The organism is Synechococcus sp. 8F6 (assembly GCF_002252665.1).
Lineage (GTDB): Bacteria > Cyanobacteriota > Cyanobacteriia > PCC-6307 > Cyanobiaceae > Cyanobium_A.
Map to the genome: position 1 here is coordinate 48,748 of NZ_NQKZ01000005.1, position 15,830 is coordinate 64,577.

Genomic DNA, 15,830 nt, shown 5'->3' on the forward strand with positions numbered 1-15,830 from the left:
TTGGAGAGGCGAATCTGGTCGGGCGCTCAGCCCAGGCTCGCCTCGATACGGGCCACCTCCAGCCGGGTGGAGATCAGGGCGTCGGGGTTGAGGCTGATCGAATTGATGCCCTCCTCCACCAGGAAGCGGGCAAAATCGGGGTAATCGCTGGGGGCCTGGCCGCAGATGCCGATCTTGCGGCCGCAGCGCCGGGCCGTTTGGATCGCAAGCCGGATCATGGCCTTCACGGTGGCGTGGCGCTCATCAAACAGCTCCGCCACCAGCGCCGAATCGCGATCCAGGCCCAGGGTGAGCTGGGTGAGGTCGTTGGAGCCGATCGAAAAGCCGTCAAAACGCTCCGCAAACGCTTCGGCCCCGATCACATTGCTGGGTAGCTCGCACATCACATACACCTCCAGCCCGTTCTCGCCCCGCACCAGGCCGGAGCGGGCCATCTCAGCCAGCACCTTGTCGCCCTCCTCGGGGGTGCGGCAGAAGGGCACCATCGGGATCACGTTGGTCAGGCCCATGCCCTCGCGCACCCGCTTGAGGGCCTGGCATTCCAGGGCGAAGGCGTCACGGAAGGCGGGAGCGTAATAACGGGAGGCGCCCCGCCAGCCGAGCATCGGGTTCTCCTCGCTGGGCTCGAAAGCGGCGCCCCCCAGCAACTTGGCGTACTCGTTGCTCCTGAAATCGGACAAGCGCAGGATCACTGGCCGGGGATAGAAGGCCGCCGCGATGCGGGCCATGCCCTGGGCCAGCAGATCCACGTAGTACTCGGCCGGGCTGGCGTAGCCGGCCGTCAGCTGGGCGATCGCCATGCGTTCCGCTGGATCGGCAACCCGGTCCGGCTGGAGCAGGGCCATCGGGTGCACCTTGATGTGATTGGCAATGATGAACTCAAGCCGGGCCAGCCCCACCCCATCGCAGGGGATGGCCGCCAGGTTGAAGGCCTCCTCCGGGTTGCCCACGTTCATCAGGATCTGGGTGCGGGTGGCGGGCAGATCGCCGATGGGCTGCTCCGTCACCGAGAACGGCAGGGTGCCGCGGTACACCCGGCCCACATCGCCTTCGCAGCAGCTGATCGTGATGGGGTCACCGTCGTGGATGCGGCGGGTGGCGTCCCCGGTGCCAACGATGGCGGTGATGCCCATCTCCCGGGCAATGATCGCCGCATGGCAGGTGCGGCCGCCCTGGTCGGTCACCACCCCGCTAGCCCGCTTGAGGATCGGCTCCCAGTCGGGATCGGTGCGCTCGGTGATCAGCAGATCGCCGCTCTCGAAGCGCTCAATCTCGGAGGGGTGGCGGATCACCCGTGCCACGCCGCTGCTCACGGAGGCGCCGATGGCACGGCCGCTCACCAGGGTTTCGGCCTGGTGAGGCTCCAGGTGCCAGCTGCGGAGCACCGCCTGTTGCTGCTGCGACTGCACGGTTTCGGGGCGGGCCTGGAGGATGAATAGCTCCCCCGTCAGGCCGTCTTTGGCCCACTCGATGTCCATCGGGGTGGGGGACCCGCTCTGGGCGCTGTAGTGGCGCTCAATCCGGCAGGCCCAGCGGGCCAGGGTGAGGCACTCGTTGTCGCTGAGGGCGAAGCGATCGCGCTCGGCCTGGGGCACCGGCTCGTTGTGCACGGGCGCGCCACCCTCGCCACTCCCCGCCTGGCCAACCACCATCCGGATCGCCTTGCTGCCCAGCCGCTTGCTCAGGATCGGCGCGAAACCCTGCTCCAGCGTGGGCTTGAAGATCAGCACCTCGTCGGGGTTGACAGCCCCCTGCACCACGTTTTCGCCCAGGCCGTAGGCGGCCGTGAGCAGCACCGCATCGCGGAAGCCGGTTTCGGTGTCGATGCTGAACATCACCCCGGCACAGGCGCGGTCGGAGCGCACCATCCGCTGCACCCCGATCGAGAGGGCCACCTCGAGGTGATCGAAGCCGTTGAGCTGGCGGTAGGAGATCGCCCGATCGGTGAACAGCGACGCGTAGCAACGCCGGCAGGCATCGAGCAGGGCCGCCTCACCCTCGATGTTCAAGTAGGTCTCCTGCTGCCCGGCAAAGCTGGCGTTGGGAAGGTCTTCGGCGGTGGCACTGGAGCGCACCGCAACGGCTGGGAAACCGCCATCTGGTGTTGCCAGCTCCCGATAGGCCGCCAGGATCGCCTCGGCCAAATCGGCGGGCAGCTCGGCATCCAGCAGCAGGCTACGGGCGGCCTTGCCAGCGCTCTGCAAGGCGCCGAGGTCGTCAGCATCCAGCCCCGTGAGCAGCTCCGCCAGCGGTGCCATGAGGCCATTGCTGCGCAACAGGTGGCGATAGGCAGCGGCGGTGGTAGCGAAGCCTCCCGGCACCCGCACCCCCGCGCTGGCGAGCTCGCGGATCATCTCGCCCAGGGAGGCGTTTTTGCCCCCCACCTGGGCAATCGCCCCAAGACCCACCGCCGCGAATGGCACCACCAGGGGAGCAGCCAGGGTTTCGGCAGGCAGGGGATTGACGGTGCGCATCCGACAAGGGCAGCCAAACCAACTCTGGCGCCACTGGACGGGCCTGGGGCCAACTGTGAAGGCGGCCACCCAAGCGCAGCTCCCCTATCACGGGCCCGACACGGATGCCACAGTGGAAGGATGCTGTTTACCCGTCCGACGGTTTCTGTGTCTCGTTTTTCCCTGGCCCGGTTCACTGCTTCCGCCCTTAGCGCCACGGCTTTCGCTGGCGTCACGGCTGTAGCGGGAGCAACGGCGTTGCTCGGAGCGCCCGGCCTGGCCCAGTCGTCAGCCCCTGCCGCGGCGGCCGCCAAGCCCGCCAGCCTGGAGACGATGAACGACATGGCTCTGGCCGCCGCCGTCAACGTCTGCGAACTGGCAGTCGAGCAGAAGGTGCCCGTGCAGAACGCTGTGATCTCCAACGCCAAGGCGATCACCTACGTGGTCACCGCCACCCACGGCGGCCAGATCGCCGGTGCAGGCAAGCTGGAGGCCTCCCAGATCATCAACGGCACCATCGTGCAGATCGTGGGCCGCGTGAAGCAAGGCTGCTACCCGAAGATCACCACCGCCGACAAGAAATTCGTCGATGACGTGATCGCCCAGTTCTCGGCCCAGGCCAAGCAGCAGCAAAAGAAGTAGGAAGGCCGCGGCTGGGGGGCTAACCGGTGGGGGGCCTCTTCAATCGGGATCTGACTCTTCCGGCTGGCTGTCGGGCAACAATTGGGCCAGCAAGCCGGCGGCCATCAACACCCCCCCGAGGCTCAGGGCCAACATCTTGTTGCTGGCTGCGGGTCCGTCGCTCCATACGCCGGCCGCCAGGAAGGCTCCGCCCAGCAGCAGGGAAGGCACCAGCACAATGCCTTTCGCAGTGCGGTTCAAACTCACGGAATCAGCCCAAGCAACAGGATCAGGCGCCGAGATTGGCACAATCCCCACTGGGATCGGCGTCAGCGGCAACCTGAGCCAGGCCGGCGGCAACCAAACCGCTGGCCAGATCCGTGCTGCCGGAAGCGCTGCCTGATCGGTATTGGGGAGCCGAGAGGGTCTGCACCCGGGCCAGCAGAACCCCCTGGTTCTGGCCCATGGGCCGCAGATTGACCCGAGTGCGGCGGGGGGCGGCCTGACGCAGCCAATCCACCGCCTCGCTCTGCTGGGCCTCGGGCACCACGATGCAAGCCAACTGGACGGTGTAGCTGCGGTTCTGATCACCCAGTTGCAACAGGGTGGCGCCCCGTACCTGCAGCATCTCAGCCGCCAGCGCCGCACCAGGCCAGAACAACAGGACGAGGGCCGCGATCAGTGCCGCAAGCCACCTCAAAGCTTGGCGCCGCAGTTGGGGCAGAACAGATGGGCGCTTTCGGTGGTGCTGCCACAGGCATGGCAGTGGCGGGTGGTGTCGATGGCCAGCTCGGGATGGCTGGGCAAGCCCACCATCTGGGCGTTGCTGGCGCCGGGGGGCACCATCGGGTAGCAGTTTTCGTTGCGGCGCACCTTGACGTCAATGAACACCGGGCCCGGATGGTCGAGGGCCGCCTGGAGCTGCTGGCGCAGGCTGGCCCGATCGTCGATCAGCACGCCCCGCACCCCGAAGGATTCCGCCAGGGCCGCGAAGTTGGGCATGCCACCGGTCATCTCGGAGGCAGAATAGCGCTCGCCGTAGAAGCTTTCCTGCCACTGACGCACCATGCCCTGCCAGCCGTTGTTGAGCACCACCACCTTCACCAGCAGGTTGTACTGGCTGAGGGTGCCCAACTCCTGGATGTTCATCAGGATGCTGGCGTCGCCAGCCACGCAGATCACCTGCTCGTGGGGGAAGGCCGTTTGCACACCCATGGCGGCAGGCATGCCGAAGCCCATGGTGCCTAGGCCCGCCGAGCTGATCCAGCGGCGGGGACCGTTGTGGAGAAACTGGGCCGCCCACATCTGATGCTGACCCACATCCGTGGTGTAGAAGGCATCGGGCGCCAGCTCGCGCAGGGCCACCACCACCTCCTGGGGGGCGATGTCGCCCTCGGGAGCGGGCACCACCAGGGGGTAGTGCTGCTTCCAGCTGTCGATCCGCTGCAACCAAGCTTCGGTGCGGCCTTCGCTGCTCTCCCCGGCAGACGCCGCCAGTAGAGCCTCCAGCGCGGCCTGCACATCGGCAACCAGCGCCACATCCGGCAGGCGGGTCTTGCCCATTTCAGCCGCATCGATGTCGATGTGAATCACCTGGGCCCGGGGCGCGAAGCCATCGAGCCGGCCGGTGACCCGATCGTCGAAGCGAGCGCCGGTGGCGATCAAAAGATCGCACTCGGTGACCGCGAAATTGGCGTAGGCGGTGCCATGCATGCCCAGCATGCCCACCGCCAGGGGATGCTTCTCATCGAAGGCCCCCTTGCCCATCAAGGTGGTGGTGACGGGCAACCGGAAGCGCTCAGCCAGTTGCTTGACGGCACCATGGGCACCGCTGCTGATAGCGCCACCTCCCACATACAGCAGGGGACGGCGAGCCTGACGAATCAGCGTCAGGGCCGCGGCGATCGCCGCCGGATCGGGGCTGGGGGGCAGCTTGAAACCGGCGGGGATGGCCGTACCAGGGGCCACCGGGGTGTAGTCGAATTCCTCAAGGCCCACGTCCTTAGGCACATCGATCAGCACCGGGCCGGGGCGGCCGCTGGCGGCGATCAGGAAGGCCTCGGCCACGATTCGGCCGATACCAGCCGGGTCGCGCACCACCCAGGAGTGCTTCACGATCGGCAGGGTGATGCCGAAGATGTCGGTTTCCTGGAACGCATCCGTGCCGATGGAGGCCCGGGGGACCTGCCCGGTGATCACCACCATGGGCACCGAGTCCATCTGCGCGGTGGCGATGCCGGTAACCAGGTTGGTGGCGCCGGGGCCGGAGGTGCCGAAGCACACACCCACCTTGCCGGTGGCGCGTGCATAGGCATCGGCGGCATGGGTGCCGCCCTGCTCATGGCGCACCAGGATGTGCTTGAGCCAGCCACGGGCCTCGGCCTTGTGCAGCTCGTCGTAAATCGGCAGGATCGCGCCGCCGGGGTAGCCGAAGATGTGCTCCACCCCATGGCGATGCAGCGCATCCATCAGGGCGTAGCCGCCACTAACGCGTTGCGGAGGGTTGGCCGCAACGGTGGAGCTGTCGCCATTGGAAACAGCAGGGGCGGACTGGGCCGCAGGAGTGAGGGGCGTCAGCGTCACGGCTGCAGCAGGCCAACCACTGAGGCTGGTTCACGAACTACGGCAACCCTAGGTGCCGGCGCGGCTTTTGACGCGGCCTGCCGCCATGGCCCGCAGAATCTGGGCGGGATCGAGCCAGCGCCCGCCGTGACGCATGCCCCAGTGCAGATGGGGGCCGGTGGTGCGACCACTCATGCCCACATGGCCGATCAACTGACCGGTGCGCAGCCGTTGCCCCTGGCGCAGGGCGACGGGGCCGCTGCGATAGGTGCCGCCGGCCACGTGGCCGGCGAGATGGCAATAAATGTGCTCGTAGTCCCCCGAGCGGATCACCAGGCCGATGCCACAGGCTCCGTCGTGGATCACGTCCTGCACCACCCCGGCCCACCAGTTGCGGATCGGCGAGCCCATCGGGGCGGCGATATCGAGGCCGTAGTGGGGCTCCACCCGGCCCCAGGGCCCCGTGCGGGTGCCGAAGTGGCTGGTGTAGGCCAGGAAGTTGGCAACCGGAAACACCCCCATCTGCCAATGGGCTTGCGCGAGGGCCGTACCGCAAGCCAGCTGAACCGTGACAGCCACAGCCGCACAGATCAGACCGGGCCAGGCAGCGGTTCTTTCACCCCTGCAAAACCCTGTTGAGCAGCGTGTCAAACAACGTCTGAAAGGGCCTTTGAAACGTTTCGTCAGGGGGCGGTGCTTAAAGCAGGCCGAGCGCATGCAGGGGGCCCCGTCCGCTGATCAGTTCCAGCAGGAAAGCGGAAAAGCCCACCATCGCCAAGCGACCGTTCCACACTTCGGAGCTGTTGTTCCAGCCCCAGGCCCACTTGTCCTGGGGATAGAGCTTCACCTTGGTGGGCAACTCGGCGGCCTGATCCAGGTTGACCTCGGGGCCCTCCAGGGCGTGCTGCACGAGATCGGCCAGGCCGTGAATGAAAGCTGGGGTCGTGTCCAAGGCCGGGACGCGCCTGAAATTGATGATGCCCGCCTCGGTGGCGATTTCCCGGTATTCGATGTCGATTTCTTCGAGCGTTTCGATGTGCTCACTGACGAAACTGATCGGCACCACCACCAGATCGGTCACACCGGCGGCCCCCAGCTCCTGCAGGGCGTCGTCGGTGTAGGGCTTGAGCCACTCCACCGGACCCACCCGGCTCTGGTAGGCCAGGGTGAACGGATTGGCGTGGCCCAGATCGCGCTCGAGCCGCTCCATGATCAGGCGCGCGCAGGCTTCGATCTCTTGCTGGTAGGGGTCGCCAGCCTCCTCCACGTAGCTCTTGGGCACCCCATGGGCACTGAAGAACACATGGGCCTGGGCCGGCTCGGGGCAGGCCTGGATCTCGCGGGCAATCAGGCCGGCCATAGCGCCGATGTAGCCGGGGTCGTCGTAGTAACTGCGGATGCAGCGGATCGGCAGGCGCGAAAAGCCTGTATCGGCCTGACGCAGCCGCTGCAGCTCCCGGAAACTCGAGCCGCTGGTGCTGATCGAAAAGTGGGGATAGAGGGGCAGCACCACCACCTCATCCACTCCGTCGGCCTTGATGTCGCCCACCGCCGATTCGGTGAAGGGGTGCCAATAGCGCATGGCCACGTAGCTGGTGGCCTCGATGCCCCTGGAGCGCAATTCACTCTGGAGCTCCCGGGCCTGCTGTTCGGTGATGCGCCGCAGGGGCGAGCCACCGCCGATCGAGCGGTAGGCCTCCTGGGATTTGCCGGCCCGCAGACTGCTGATCAACCAGGCCAGGGGCTTCTGGAGAGCAGGATTCGGCAGCCGGATGATCTCCGGATCGGAAAACAGGTTGTAGAGAAACGGACCGACGTCCTGAATACGCTCGGGCCCGCCGAGGTTCAGCAGCAGCACGCCAACCTTGGCCATGCCCTCGTTCCGTGCGGCTCAGGAAGGCCGAGCGTAACGCTGCCGCTACACCCCTAGCGGCTTCGGCGTCGGATCGATAACGTCGAGACCTGTGCAAGGGCCATGGCAAGCGGAGCTGCGGTGCCCGATCTGGCGAGCCTGCATGCCCAGCTGGCGCAGGAAAACAGCGCCCTGGCGCGGGCGGGGCTTTCGCTACGTCTAGAGCTGCGCGGCCAACGGCTGGGGCTGCGGGGGCCGCTGCCCTGCCGCCATGGGACGGGTCGGCACCCCGTGCAGCGCATCAGCCTGGGGCTGCCCGCCGACGCAGCGGGGTTGGATCAGGCCAAGGAGCGCCTCAAGGAGGTGCTGCGTCAGCTCCAGCAGGGCCGTTTCGACTGGTCGGTGTGGGCCCGGGCGCTGCCGGAACCGACCCCAGGAAGCCCTGTGACCGAGCGGGTGACGAGGCCGGTGGTGAAGGGCTGCGGCGATCCCCTCGGGCTGGAGAGCTTCGAGGCGGCCTTCTTTGCCGACCCCCGCCGCCGCCGCAACCCCGCCGGCTGCCGCACCACCTGGATCAGCGCCTACCGTCCCTACCTGCGGCGCCTGGCGGCGGTGGCGGCGGAACGGAACTGGCCCCTGGTCCTGCCTTTGCTGGAGACGGTTCTGGAGAGCTATGCCCCAACCAGCCGCAGTCGCCAGCAGTGCGGCACCGCCCTGGCGGCCCTGGCCCGCCACCTGGGCCAGCCCTTGCCCGAGGACTGGGCCGAACGGGCGGCGGGCTACGGCCTGCATGCGGCCCAGTTCCGCAGGCTGCCCGGCGATCCGCAGATCCTCGCCCTGGCCGAACAGATCCCCAACCCCAGCTGGCGGCTGGCCTACGCGTTGATGGCCACCTATGGCCTACGCAACCACGAGATTTTTTTCTGCGACCTCTCGGCCCTGGCCCCCGGCGGCGACCGGGTGATCCGGGTGCTGCCCACCTCCAAAACCGGGGAGCACCAGGTGTGGCCGTTCCAGCCGGAGTGGGTGGAACACTTCGGCCTGGAGCAACTGGGGAGCACCGCCCCACCTTTGCCCCCAGTGGCCACCGACCTACGCCGCACCACCCTGCAGCAGGTGGGCCGGCGGGTGGCGGAACAATTTCGCCGCTACGACCTGCCGATCACCCCCTACGACCTGCGCCATGCCTGGGCGGTGCGCACCATCCACATCGGCCTGCCCGACACCGTGGCAGCCCGGATGATGGGTCACTCCGTGGCCATTCACACCCGCACCTATCACCACTGGATCACCCGCCGCGACCAGCAGCAGGCGGTGGATGCGGCCCTGGCGCGCCGGCAGTCGGTGGCCTAAGCCCGCCAGAGTGGCTGCCTTGCCGTTGCCCTGCCGTGAGCCAACCCGATCCCACCGCACCCCAGCCCGACGCCACTGCGCCAGGGTCGGCCCTCGATGCGGTGGCAGAGGAACTCGGCCCCGGCGGCGCTCTGGCGCCAGAAGCGGATGCCGATGGCTACCGCCGCCGCATGGCACGGCGCAAGGAGGTGCAGCAGCAGCGAGTGGGTGAGCGCAACCTGGAGAAGGGGCTGGTGCTGGTGTTCACCGGCGATGGCAAAGGCAAGACCACCGCAGCCCTAGGGCTGGTGCTGCGCACCCTGGGCCACGGCGACGCGGTGGCGGTGGTGCAGTTCATCAAGGGCGGCTGGCAGCCCGGCGAAGCCAAGGCCCTGGAGTTGTTTGGCGACGCGCTGGCCTGGCACGCCCTGGGCGAGGGCTTCACCTGGGAAACCCAGGACCGGGAGCGGGATCGTGTGTTGGTCCAGGCCGCCTGGGAGAGATCGCTCAGCTACCTCGCCGACGCCAACCGCAAGCTGGTGGTGCTCGATGAGGTGAATGTCGCCCTCAAGCTGGGCTACCTGGCGGTGGAACAGGTGCTGGAGGGCCTGACCCTGCGCCCCGAGCTCACCCACGTGGCCCTCACCGGCCGCGGTGCCCCCCCGGCCCTGGTGGAGCGGGCCGATCTGGTGACGGAAATGAAATTGCTGCGCCATCCCTTCCGGGAGCAGGGCGTGAAAGCTCAGCGAGGGATTGAGTTTTAGGCACGGCTCAGCCCAGGTCGTCCTGGAGCTGGGCCAGGGCACTCACCAGCACGGTGAGGCCGCTGATCAACACGGCCCGGTGCACATCGGGTTCGCGCCAGATCGCCGGGTCGGCGCTGGCCCGATCCAGGGCCGAAAGGGTGAGGCGCGCCATCACGCCACAGGATCGCGGCTGGCGGTAAGGCTGGGGCTGGCCGAGGGGAAGGTGGCCCATGGCGCTCACGCTTTGTGGCACTGAAGCGGTTGGGCGGGCAGGACGCAAGGGCGTTGCTACGGTGCGGCAAATCAGTGGGGTCGATGGGTTACAAGCGCGTGCTGCTCAAACTCAGCGGCGAAGCGCTGATGGGGGAGCAGGGCTATGGCATCGATCCGGCGATCGTGCAGTCCATTGCCTCCGATGTGGCCGCCTGCGTGGCCGGTGGCACCCAACTGGCGATCGTGGTGGGTGGTGGCAACATCTTCCGCGGCCTGAAAGGATCGGCCGCCGGTATGGACCGGGCCACCGCCGACTACGTCGGCATGCTCGCCACCGTGATGAACGCCATCACCCTGCAGGACGGCCTCGAGCGGGCTGGCGTGCCCACCCGGGTGCAGAGCGCCATCTCGATGCAGGAGGTAGCCGAGCCCTACATCCGCCGCAAGGCGATCCGCCACATGGAAAAGGGCAGGGTGGTGATCTTTGCCGCCGGCACCGGCAACCCCTTCTTCACCACCGATACCACCGCAGCCCTGCGGGCCGCTGAGATCGGCGCCGATGTGGTGTTCAAGGCCACCAAGGTGGATGGCGTCTACAACAAAGACCCCAACAAGCACACCGATGCTGTGCGCTACGAGAGCCTCTCGTTCCTGGAGGTGCTCAGCTCCGAGCTCGAGGTGATGGACGGCACGGCCATTTCCCTCTGCAAGGACAACGCCATTCCCATTGTGGTGTTTGATCTGTTCGGCGCCGGCAACATCGGCCGCGCCGTGGCCGGCGAGCCGATCGGCACCCGCATTCACCCCTGACCCCCGCCATGGATTTGGAAGCCAGCATGCGCAAGTCGCTCGAAGCGACCCAGCGCACCTTCAACACCATCCGCACGGGCCGGGCCAACCCCTCCCTGCTCGACAAAATCAGTGTGGAGTACTACGGCGCTGAGACGCCGCTGAAGTCTCTGGCCACCCTGTCCACCCCCGATTCCCAAACGATTCAGATCCAGCCGTTCGATACCGGCTCGATGGGACTGATTGAGAAGGCCATCTCCATGAGTGATCTGGGCCTGACCTGCAACAACGACGGCAAGGTAATCCGGATCAACATCCCGCCCCTCACCGAAGATCGCCGCAAGGAGCTCTGCAAGCTGGCCGCGAAGTATGCCGAAGAGGGCAAGGTGGCCCTGCGCAACGTGCGCCGCGATGCCATCGACAAGGTGAAAAAGCAGGAGAAGGACGGCGAGCTCTCAGAAGATCAGAGCCGCGATGATCAGGACAAGGTGCAGAAGCTCACCGATAAGTTCATCGCCGAGCTCGAGAAGCACCTGGCCGAGAAGGAAGCCGACATCCTCAAGGTGTGAACGCCACGCCAGCTGACGTGGTGGTGGTGGGGGCCGGCGCTGCTGGTGGCGCAGCGGCCTTCCACCTGGCGCAGCAGGGTCAGAAGGTGGTCCTCTTGGATCGCGCCGCCTTCCCACGCCCCAAGCCCTGTGGGGGCGGCATGGCGGCCTCGATGCAGGCGCTGTTCCCCTTTGACCTGGGCCCGGCCGTGGATGCGGTGATCGACCAGGTGCGTTTCACCTGGTGCCTGGGCGACCCCGTGACGGCCGTGTTGCCCGGCGATGCCCCCTTCTGGATCGTGCGGCGTTCCGTGCTCGATTCCTACCTGGTGGAGCAGGCCACGGCAGCTGGGGTGGACTTCCAGCCGGGCGTGGCGGTGCAGAGCCTGCAGCGATCAGGGGATCACTGGCAGCTGCAGGCGATCGGGCCAACCGGCGCAGCCCTATCGCTCCAGGCGCGGGCGGTGGTGATCGCCGACGGCTCGGGATCGCAGTTGGCGGCCCGCCATGGCCTGGGGCCAGCCCGACCGCGCTTTGCCGACACGGTGTCGGTGGAGGTGGAATGTGCCGTGAGCGAGCCCAGCACCGCCCGCTTTGAATTCGGTTTGGTGCGCCATGGCTTCTGCTGGTCCTTCCCCCGCCAGGGGGGCTACAGCATCGGCGTGGGCACCTTCATCGGCCGCGATCCCGCCGATGCCGATGCGGTGCTGAGCCAATTACTGCCCAGCCTGGGCCTGCCCGCCGATGCCGGCGAGCGCCGTGCGGGCCAGCTGCGCATCTGGGATGGCCACCACCCGCTCCATGGCCAGGGGGAGAACACCGGGCTGGTGGTGGTAGGCGATGCCGCCTCGCTGTGCGATCCCTTCCTGGCCGAAGGTCTGCGTCCCGCCCTGATCAGCGGCTGCCGGGCCGCTGAGGCGATCGCAGCCTGGTTGGCCGGTGAGCCCTCGGCCCTGGCCGGCTACACGCGCCGCATGCGGGCCGAATGGGGCGAGTCGATGGCCTGGGGCAAACGCATCGCCCAGGTGTTCTACCGGGTGCCGCGGGTGGGCTACCAGCTGGGCATCAAGCGCCCCACCGCACCGCAGCGCATTGCCCAGATCCTTTCCGGCGAGATGGGCTATGGCGACATCGCCCAACGGGTGATCCGCCGCTTGCTGTTCCAGCGCTCCTGAAGGCGGGCTTCAGATCTTGGTGCAAGCCTCAGATCTTGGTGCAATCCTTGAGTTGCCGCAGGCGCTGATCGATCGAGCCCAGCAGTTCGATCGCAAACATCGGCGACTCCTGCACAGCAAACAGAAACTTTTCGCGGTTCATCACCAGCAACCGGCAGGGGGTTAAAGCCCGGGCATTGCCGTAGCGGCGGTGATCGCTCGTCACCAGAGCACCGGCACCGAACACATCGCCTGCATTGATCTGCTCATGGCCCTGGTCGCCGTTCCAGCTCAACTGCACCGAGCCCTCCAGCAGGCCGAACATGCAATCGCCCGATTCCCCCGAGGCAAAAATCAGCTCCCCAGGCTCCACAGTGACCACCTCACCGTTGCTGGCCAGGGCGCGCATGGTGTCGAGGGCGTTCACGGTGCGACGGCTACGGACGGAGATGGGGCCAGTGTGCCCCACGCCGGTTAAGGCTGGCTCTAGCCAGCACCAACCAAGGCCGCTCCCAATCCACCCTTGATGTCGTCCGGGGCGAGCCGGCCATCTTTATCGGTGTCGAGAGCATCGAACACCGCATCACTGCCCAGCCACTCCTCGCGGGTGATGCAGCCATCGCCATCGAGATCATTGAGCAGGAAGATCTCGTGCACGGCATGGCTGAACGCGGCACCACCCTCCAGCTCGGCCAGGCGATGGGCCAGCTGGGCCTCCAGGGCTTCGATCGCCTTGCAGAAGCCGCGGATCCCCTCATCCAACTTCTCGGTGGCCATCGGATCGGCCGCCAGCATCTGGCGGAAGTGGGCTTCATCGAGATGGATTTGGGCTTCGGTGGGAGCCGGATCAAAGGCGTTGAGTTTGCGCTCCAGTTCCCCTTCGGTGTGGCGCAACTGATCGAGCAGCGCCGGCGAGATGGTGAGCAGATCACAGCCCGCCAGCTCGATGATCTCCTCAATGTTGCGGAAGCTGGCTCCCATCACCTCGGTTTTGTAGCCGTAGGTTTTGAAGTAGTTGAAGATCTGGCTCACGGAGATCACACCGGGATCTTCTGGGCCGGGGTAGACGTCGCGGCCGGTGCTCTTCTTGTACCAATCGAGGATGCGTCCCACGAAGGGGGAGATCAGGGTGACGCCGGCCTCGGCGCAAGCCACCGCCTGGGCAAAACCGAACAACAGGGTCAGGTTGCAGTGGATGCCCTCCTGCTCCAGTTGCTGGGCGGCACGAATGCCCTCCCAGGTGGACGCCACCTTGATCAGCACCCGGTCGTTGCTGATGCCCGCCTGGTTGTACAGGCCGATCAGTTTGCGGGCCTTGGCGATGGTGGCTTCGGTGTCGTAGCTGAGGCGGGCGTCCACTTCTGTGGACACGCGGCCGGGCACGATCTTGAGGATCTCCTTGCCGAAGGTGACGCAGATTTCATCGAGGGCTTCCAGTACCACCGCGTCGGCGCCGGCATCGGCCCCCATCACCTGGCGCGACTCCTGCAGGGAGCGGTCGATCAGGTTTTGGTAGGTGGGAATCTGGGCTGCGGCCAGGATCAGCGACGGGTTGGTGGTGGCGTCGCGGGGGGTGAACTGCTTGATCGCATCAATATCGCCGGTGTCGGACACCACCACGGTCATGGCAGCGAGTTGATCGAGCAGGTTGGCCATGGGCAGGGACGGGTCGAGCTGGCTGGGCATCAGCCCTGGGTGCCATCACGCTAGCCAGTGTGGACGGATTCACCCAGACGGCAGACCGATCCTTGAGGGAACGGCAACACGAGCCGTCAGGCCTTGGGGCGCGAGGGCGGAATCCGCTCCAGCACCAGCAGGGCGTCGATGATCTGGCGGGCGACCGGGGCCGCCACCGTGGAGCCGTAGATGTTGCCGCCCTTCGGTTCATCCACCACCACCAGCACGACGTAGCGCGGGTCGTCGATGGGCAGGTGCCCGACAAAGCTGGTGATCAGAGCCCCCGGGATGTACACACCCCGCTCCGCTTTCTGGGCGGTGCCCGTCTTGCCGCCGATCCGGTAACCGGGAATCTTGATGCCCAAGCCACTGCTGTTCTCCACCACCGACTCCATCCAGCCCATCACCGTGCGGGTGACGGCGGGATCGAGCAACGGCATCCCGCTCCCACCCGGAGCGCTGGCCAGTGCATCTCCTGAGCGCAGACCTCGGGTGATGTGCGGGCTCACCAGCCGGCCCCCATTGGCCAACATGGCGTGCAGCTGCAGCAGCTTCAGCGGCGTCAAGGAGAAGCCCTGGCCAAAGGCAGCCACGGCCGGCTCAATCGCCTGGCTGGTAAAGGCATTGCGGGGCTTGAGTTCCCCGGCCACCGCCCCCGGCAGGTCGGTGTCGGGCCTTTCATCAATCCCGAAGGTGCGCAGCCACTGCCAGAAGCGGTCCCGCTTCACCTGAGCCATCGCCTTCACCATCGCCACGTTGCTCGACACCTGCAGCACGGTGGGGAAATCAATCAGGCCATTGGCCCGCTTGTCGTGGTTGAAGATCGGCCAGCCCCCGATCGTCAGCTGACCGGTGTCGGCCACCCGACCATTGGCCTGGATCGCCTTTTCCTGCAGGGCCAGGGCCAGGTTGATCGGCTTGAAGGTGGAGCCCGGTTCGTAGAGGTCCTGCACCGACCACTCGCGGAACAGACCGGGGTTGAACTTCCAGAAGGCGTTGGGGTCGTAGGTGGGGGTGGAAGCCAGCGCCAGCATTTCGCCGTTGCGCACGTCCATCACCAGGGCCGCACCGCGCTTGGCATTCCATTTCTTGACCTGCTTGACCAGGGCCTGCTGGGCCACCTGCTGCAGCCGGGCATCGAGGGTGAGCTGCAGGCGCAGGTCGTCGCCGTAGAGAGAGCCGGCTGTCAGGCCAGCGGGCAGTGGGGTGCCGTCGGCGCCGCGGCGCATCTGCAGGGCCGTTTCCTGGCGCTTGAGGTCGCCATCGCGGCTTTGCTCCAGGCCGGCCTGGGGCACGCGCTCCAGGTTGAGGAAGCCGACGACGTTGGCAAACAGGGGGCCCTGGGGATAGATGCGGTGGGGGTAGGCCTCGAGATCCAGGCCACTGATTCCCAGCTGCCGCACCCGCTCAGCCGTCTCCGGATCCAGGTCTGTGCGCAGCTTGATGCCACTGCGGCGGCCCGCCATCGTTTGCAGAAGCCCGGCTTTCGGCAGGGCCAACACCGCCGCCACCTTGCTGGCCACCTCATCGACGCTGCGGATCTTCTGGGGGTCGTCGCCCGGGAAATTAAAATAACGGGGATGGGCCCAGAGGGTGAAGCGCTGTTCATCAAGGGCCACCAGGCGCCCATTGCGATCAACGATCGTGCGTCGCTTGCCGATCGGCTTGGTGGTTTGGGTCTGGATGGCGTGGGCGCGGTTCTGGAGGTTGGTCGCATCGACCACCTGCAACCAGGCCAGCCGTACGGCCAGCCCCACCAGGCCCGCGCACAACAGCCCGTAAACCGCCAGCAAACGACCGGTGGGCACCGGCTGGATCGCCACGACCCGCTGGGGAGAACTGCTGCGACTGCGGCTGGGACCGCGGCGACGACTGGACGTCAT

16 protein-coding genes are annotated in these 15,830 nt (G+C 66.9%); 6 read left to right on the plus strand and 10 right to left on the minus strand.

What is annotated here, in order from left to right; genetic code table 11:
- Positions 1-26 precede the first annotated feature (26 nt).
- Positions 27-2,474, minus strand: a complete 2,448-nt coding sequence (gene ppsA / locus CJZ78_RS05445) for a phosphoenolpyruvate synthase (RefSeq protein WP_094559892.1) — start codon at positions 2,472-2,474, stop codon at positions 27-29.
- A 237-nt stretch (positions 2,475-2,711) separates the two neighbouring features.
- On the opposite strand from ppsA, the gene CJZ78_RS05450 reads away from it, so the two are divergent.
- Positions 2,712-3,095: a hypothetical protein gene (locus CJZ78_RS05450; RefSeq protein ID WP_094559893.1), complete on the plus strand. Its 384-nt coding sequence runs from the start codon at positions 2,712-2,714 to the stop codon at positions 3,093-3,095.
- Positions 3,096-3,134: 39 nt separating this feature from the next.
- Here the strand turns inward: CJZ78_RS05450 and CJZ78_RS05455 are convergent, their stop codons facing one another.
- The 5 genes from CJZ78_RS05455 to hemH all read right to left on the minus strand — a co-directional run bounded on the left by CJZ78_RS05455 (position 3,135) and on the right by hemH (position 7,509).
- The gene (locus tag CJZ78_RS05455) at positions 3,135-3,392 is read right to left on the minus strand and encodes a GIVxVP protein (RefSeq protein WP_369802021.1); all 258 of its coding nucleotides are present in this window, start codon (positions 3,390-3,392) and stop codon (positions 3,135-3,137) included.
- Positions 3,364-3,735 carry a hypothetical protein gene (locus tag CJZ78_RS05460; protein ID WP_369802022.1) on the minus strand — a complete coding sequence of 124 codons (372 nt, stop codon included), beginning with the start codon at positions 3,733-3,735 and terminating at the stop codon, positions 3,364-3,366. The genes CJZ78_RS05455 and CJZ78_RS05460 overlap by 29 nt, the downstream gene beginning before the upstream one ends.
- A 35-nt stretch (positions 3,736-3,770) precedes the next feature.
- The gene (gene ilvB / locus CJZ78_RS05465; protein WP_233128537.1) at positions 3,771-5,543 is read right to left on the minus strand and encodes a biosynthetic-type acetolactate synthase large subunit; all 1,773 of its coding nucleotides are present in this window, start codon (positions 5,541-5,543) and stop codon (positions 3,771-3,773) included.
- A gap of 162 nt (positions 5,544-5,705) precedes the next feature.
- On the minus strand, positions 5,706-6,215 hold the full coding sequence (locus CJZ78_RS05470) for a M23 family metallopeptidase (RefSeq protein WP_233128522.1): 510 nt from the start codon (positions 6,213-6,215) through the stop codon (positions 5,706-5,708).
- A gap of 118 nt (positions 6,216-6,333) precedes the next feature.
- Positions 6,334-7,509, minus strand: a complete 1,176-nt coding sequence (gene hemH, locus CJZ78_RS05475; RefSeq protein WP_094559897.1) for a ferrochelatase — start codon at positions 7,507-7,509, stop codon at positions 6,334-6,336.
- Between the two features lie 102 nt (positions 7,510-7,611).
- On the opposite strand from hemH, the gene CJZ78_RS05480 reads away from it, so the two are divergent.
- Complete coding sequence (locus CJZ78_RS05480) at positions 7,612-8,841, plus strand: site-specific integrase (RefSeq protein ID WP_094559898.1); 1,230 nt, start codon at positions 7,612-7,614, stop codon at positions 8,839-8,841.
- A 35-nt stretch (positions 8,842-8,876) separates the two neighbouring features.
- Positions 8,877-9,584 (plus strand): cob(I)yrinic acid a,c-diamide adenosyltransferase, encoded by a 708-nt coding sequence (gene cobO / locus CJZ78_RS05485; RefSeq protein WP_094559899.1) that lies wholly within the window; start codon positions 8,877-8,879, stop codon positions 9,582-9,584.
- 7 nt (positions 9,585-9,591) lie between these two features.
- Here the strand turns inward: cobO and CJZ78_RS05490 are convergent, their stop codons facing one another.
- Positions 9,592-9,798: a hypothetical protein gene (locus tag CJZ78_RS05490; protein WP_094559900.1), complete on the minus strand. Its 207-nt coding sequence runs from the start codon at positions 9,796-9,798 to the stop codon at positions 9,592-9,594.
- An 83-nt stretch (positions 9,799-9,881) separates the two neighbouring features.
- On the opposite strand from CJZ78_RS05490, the gene pyrH reads away from it, so the two are divergent.
- The 3 genes from pyrH to CJZ78_RS05505 are packed head-to-tail and all read left to right on the plus strand — an operon-like array spanning position 9,882 to position 12,291.
- Entirely contained in the window at positions 9,882-10,589 is a 708-nt protein-coding gene (pyrH, locus tag CJZ78_RS05495; protein WP_094559901.1) for a UMP kinase, read from the plus strand.
- 8 nt (positions 10,590-10,597) lie between these two features.
- Positions 10,598-11,137 (plus strand): ribosome recycling factor, encoded by a 540-nt coding sequence (frr, locus tag CJZ78_RS05500; RefSeq protein ID WP_094559902.1) that lies wholly within the window; start codon positions 10,598-10,600, stop codon positions 11,135-11,137.
- Positions 11,134-12,291, plus strand: coding sequence for an NAD(P)/FAD-dependent oxidoreductase (locus CJZ78_RS05505; RefSeq protein ID WP_094559903.1), 1,158 nt, complete (start codon positions 11,134-11,136; stop codon positions 12,289-12,291). Before frr ends, CJZ78_RS05505 begins: the two co-directional genes overlap by 4 nt.
- 28 nt (positions 12,292-12,319) lie before the next feature.
- On the opposite strand, the gene CJZ78_RS05510 is transcribed toward CJZ78_RS05505, so the two are convergent.
- The 3 genes from CJZ78_RS05510 to CJZ78_RS05520 all read right to left on the minus strand — a co-directional run bounded on the left by CJZ78_RS05510 (position 12,320) and on the right by CJZ78_RS05520 (position 15,830).
- Entirely contained in the window at positions 12,320-12,697 is a 378-nt protein-coding gene (locus CJZ78_RS05510) for a Crp/Fnr family transcriptional regulator (RefSeq protein WP_094559904.1), read from the minus strand.
- A gap of 59 nt (positions 12,698-12,756) precedes the next feature.
- Positions 12,757-13,926, minus strand: coding sequence for a transaldolase (locus CJZ78_RS05515; protein WP_094559975.1), 1,170 nt, complete (start codon positions 13,924-13,926; stop codon positions 12,757-12,759).
- A gap of 116 nt (positions 13,927-14,042) precedes the next feature.
- On the minus strand, positions 14,043-15,830 hold the full coding sequence (locus CJZ78_RS05520; RefSeq protein WP_233128523.1) for a penicillin-binding protein 2: 1,788 nt from the start codon (positions 15,828-15,830) through the stop codon (positions 14,043-14,045).

Coding starts and splice junctions, on each gene's coding strand:
- ppsA (WP_094559892.1), bottom strand. CDS start 2,474: ATGCGCACCGTCAATCCCCTGCCTGCCGAAACCCTGGCTGCTCCCCTG.
- ilvB (WP_233128537.1), bottom strand. CDS start 5,543: ATGGATGCGCTGCATCGCCATGGGGTGGAGCACATCTTCGGCTACCCC.
- hemH (WP_094559897.1), bottom strand. CDS start 7,509: ATGGCCAAGGTTGGCGTGCTGCTGCTGAACCTCGGCGGGCCCGAGCGT.
- CJZ78_RS05480 (WP_094559898.1), top strand. CDS start 7,612: ATGGCAAGCGGAGCTGCGGTGCCCGATCTGGCGAGCCTGCATGCCCAG.
- CJZ78_RS05490 (WP_094559900.1), bottom strand. CDS start 9,798: ATGGGCCACCTTCCCCTCGGCCAGCCCCAGCCTTACCGCCAGCCGCGA.
- pyrH (WP_094559901.1), top strand. CDS start 9,882: ATGGGTTACAAGCGCGTGCTGCTCAAACTCAGCGGCGAAGCGCTGATG.
- frr (WP_094559902.1), top strand. CDS start 10,598: ATGGATTTGGAAGCCAGCATGCGCAAGTCGCTCGAAGCGACCCAGCGC.
- CJZ78_RS05515 (WP_094559975.1), bottom strand. CDS start 13,926: ATGGCCAACCTGCTCGATCAACTCGCTGCCATGACCGTGGTGGTGTCC.
- CJZ78_RS05520 (WP_233128523.1), bottom strand. CDS start 15,830: ATGACGTCCAGTCGTCGCCGCGGTCCCAGCCGCAGTCGCAGCAGTTCT.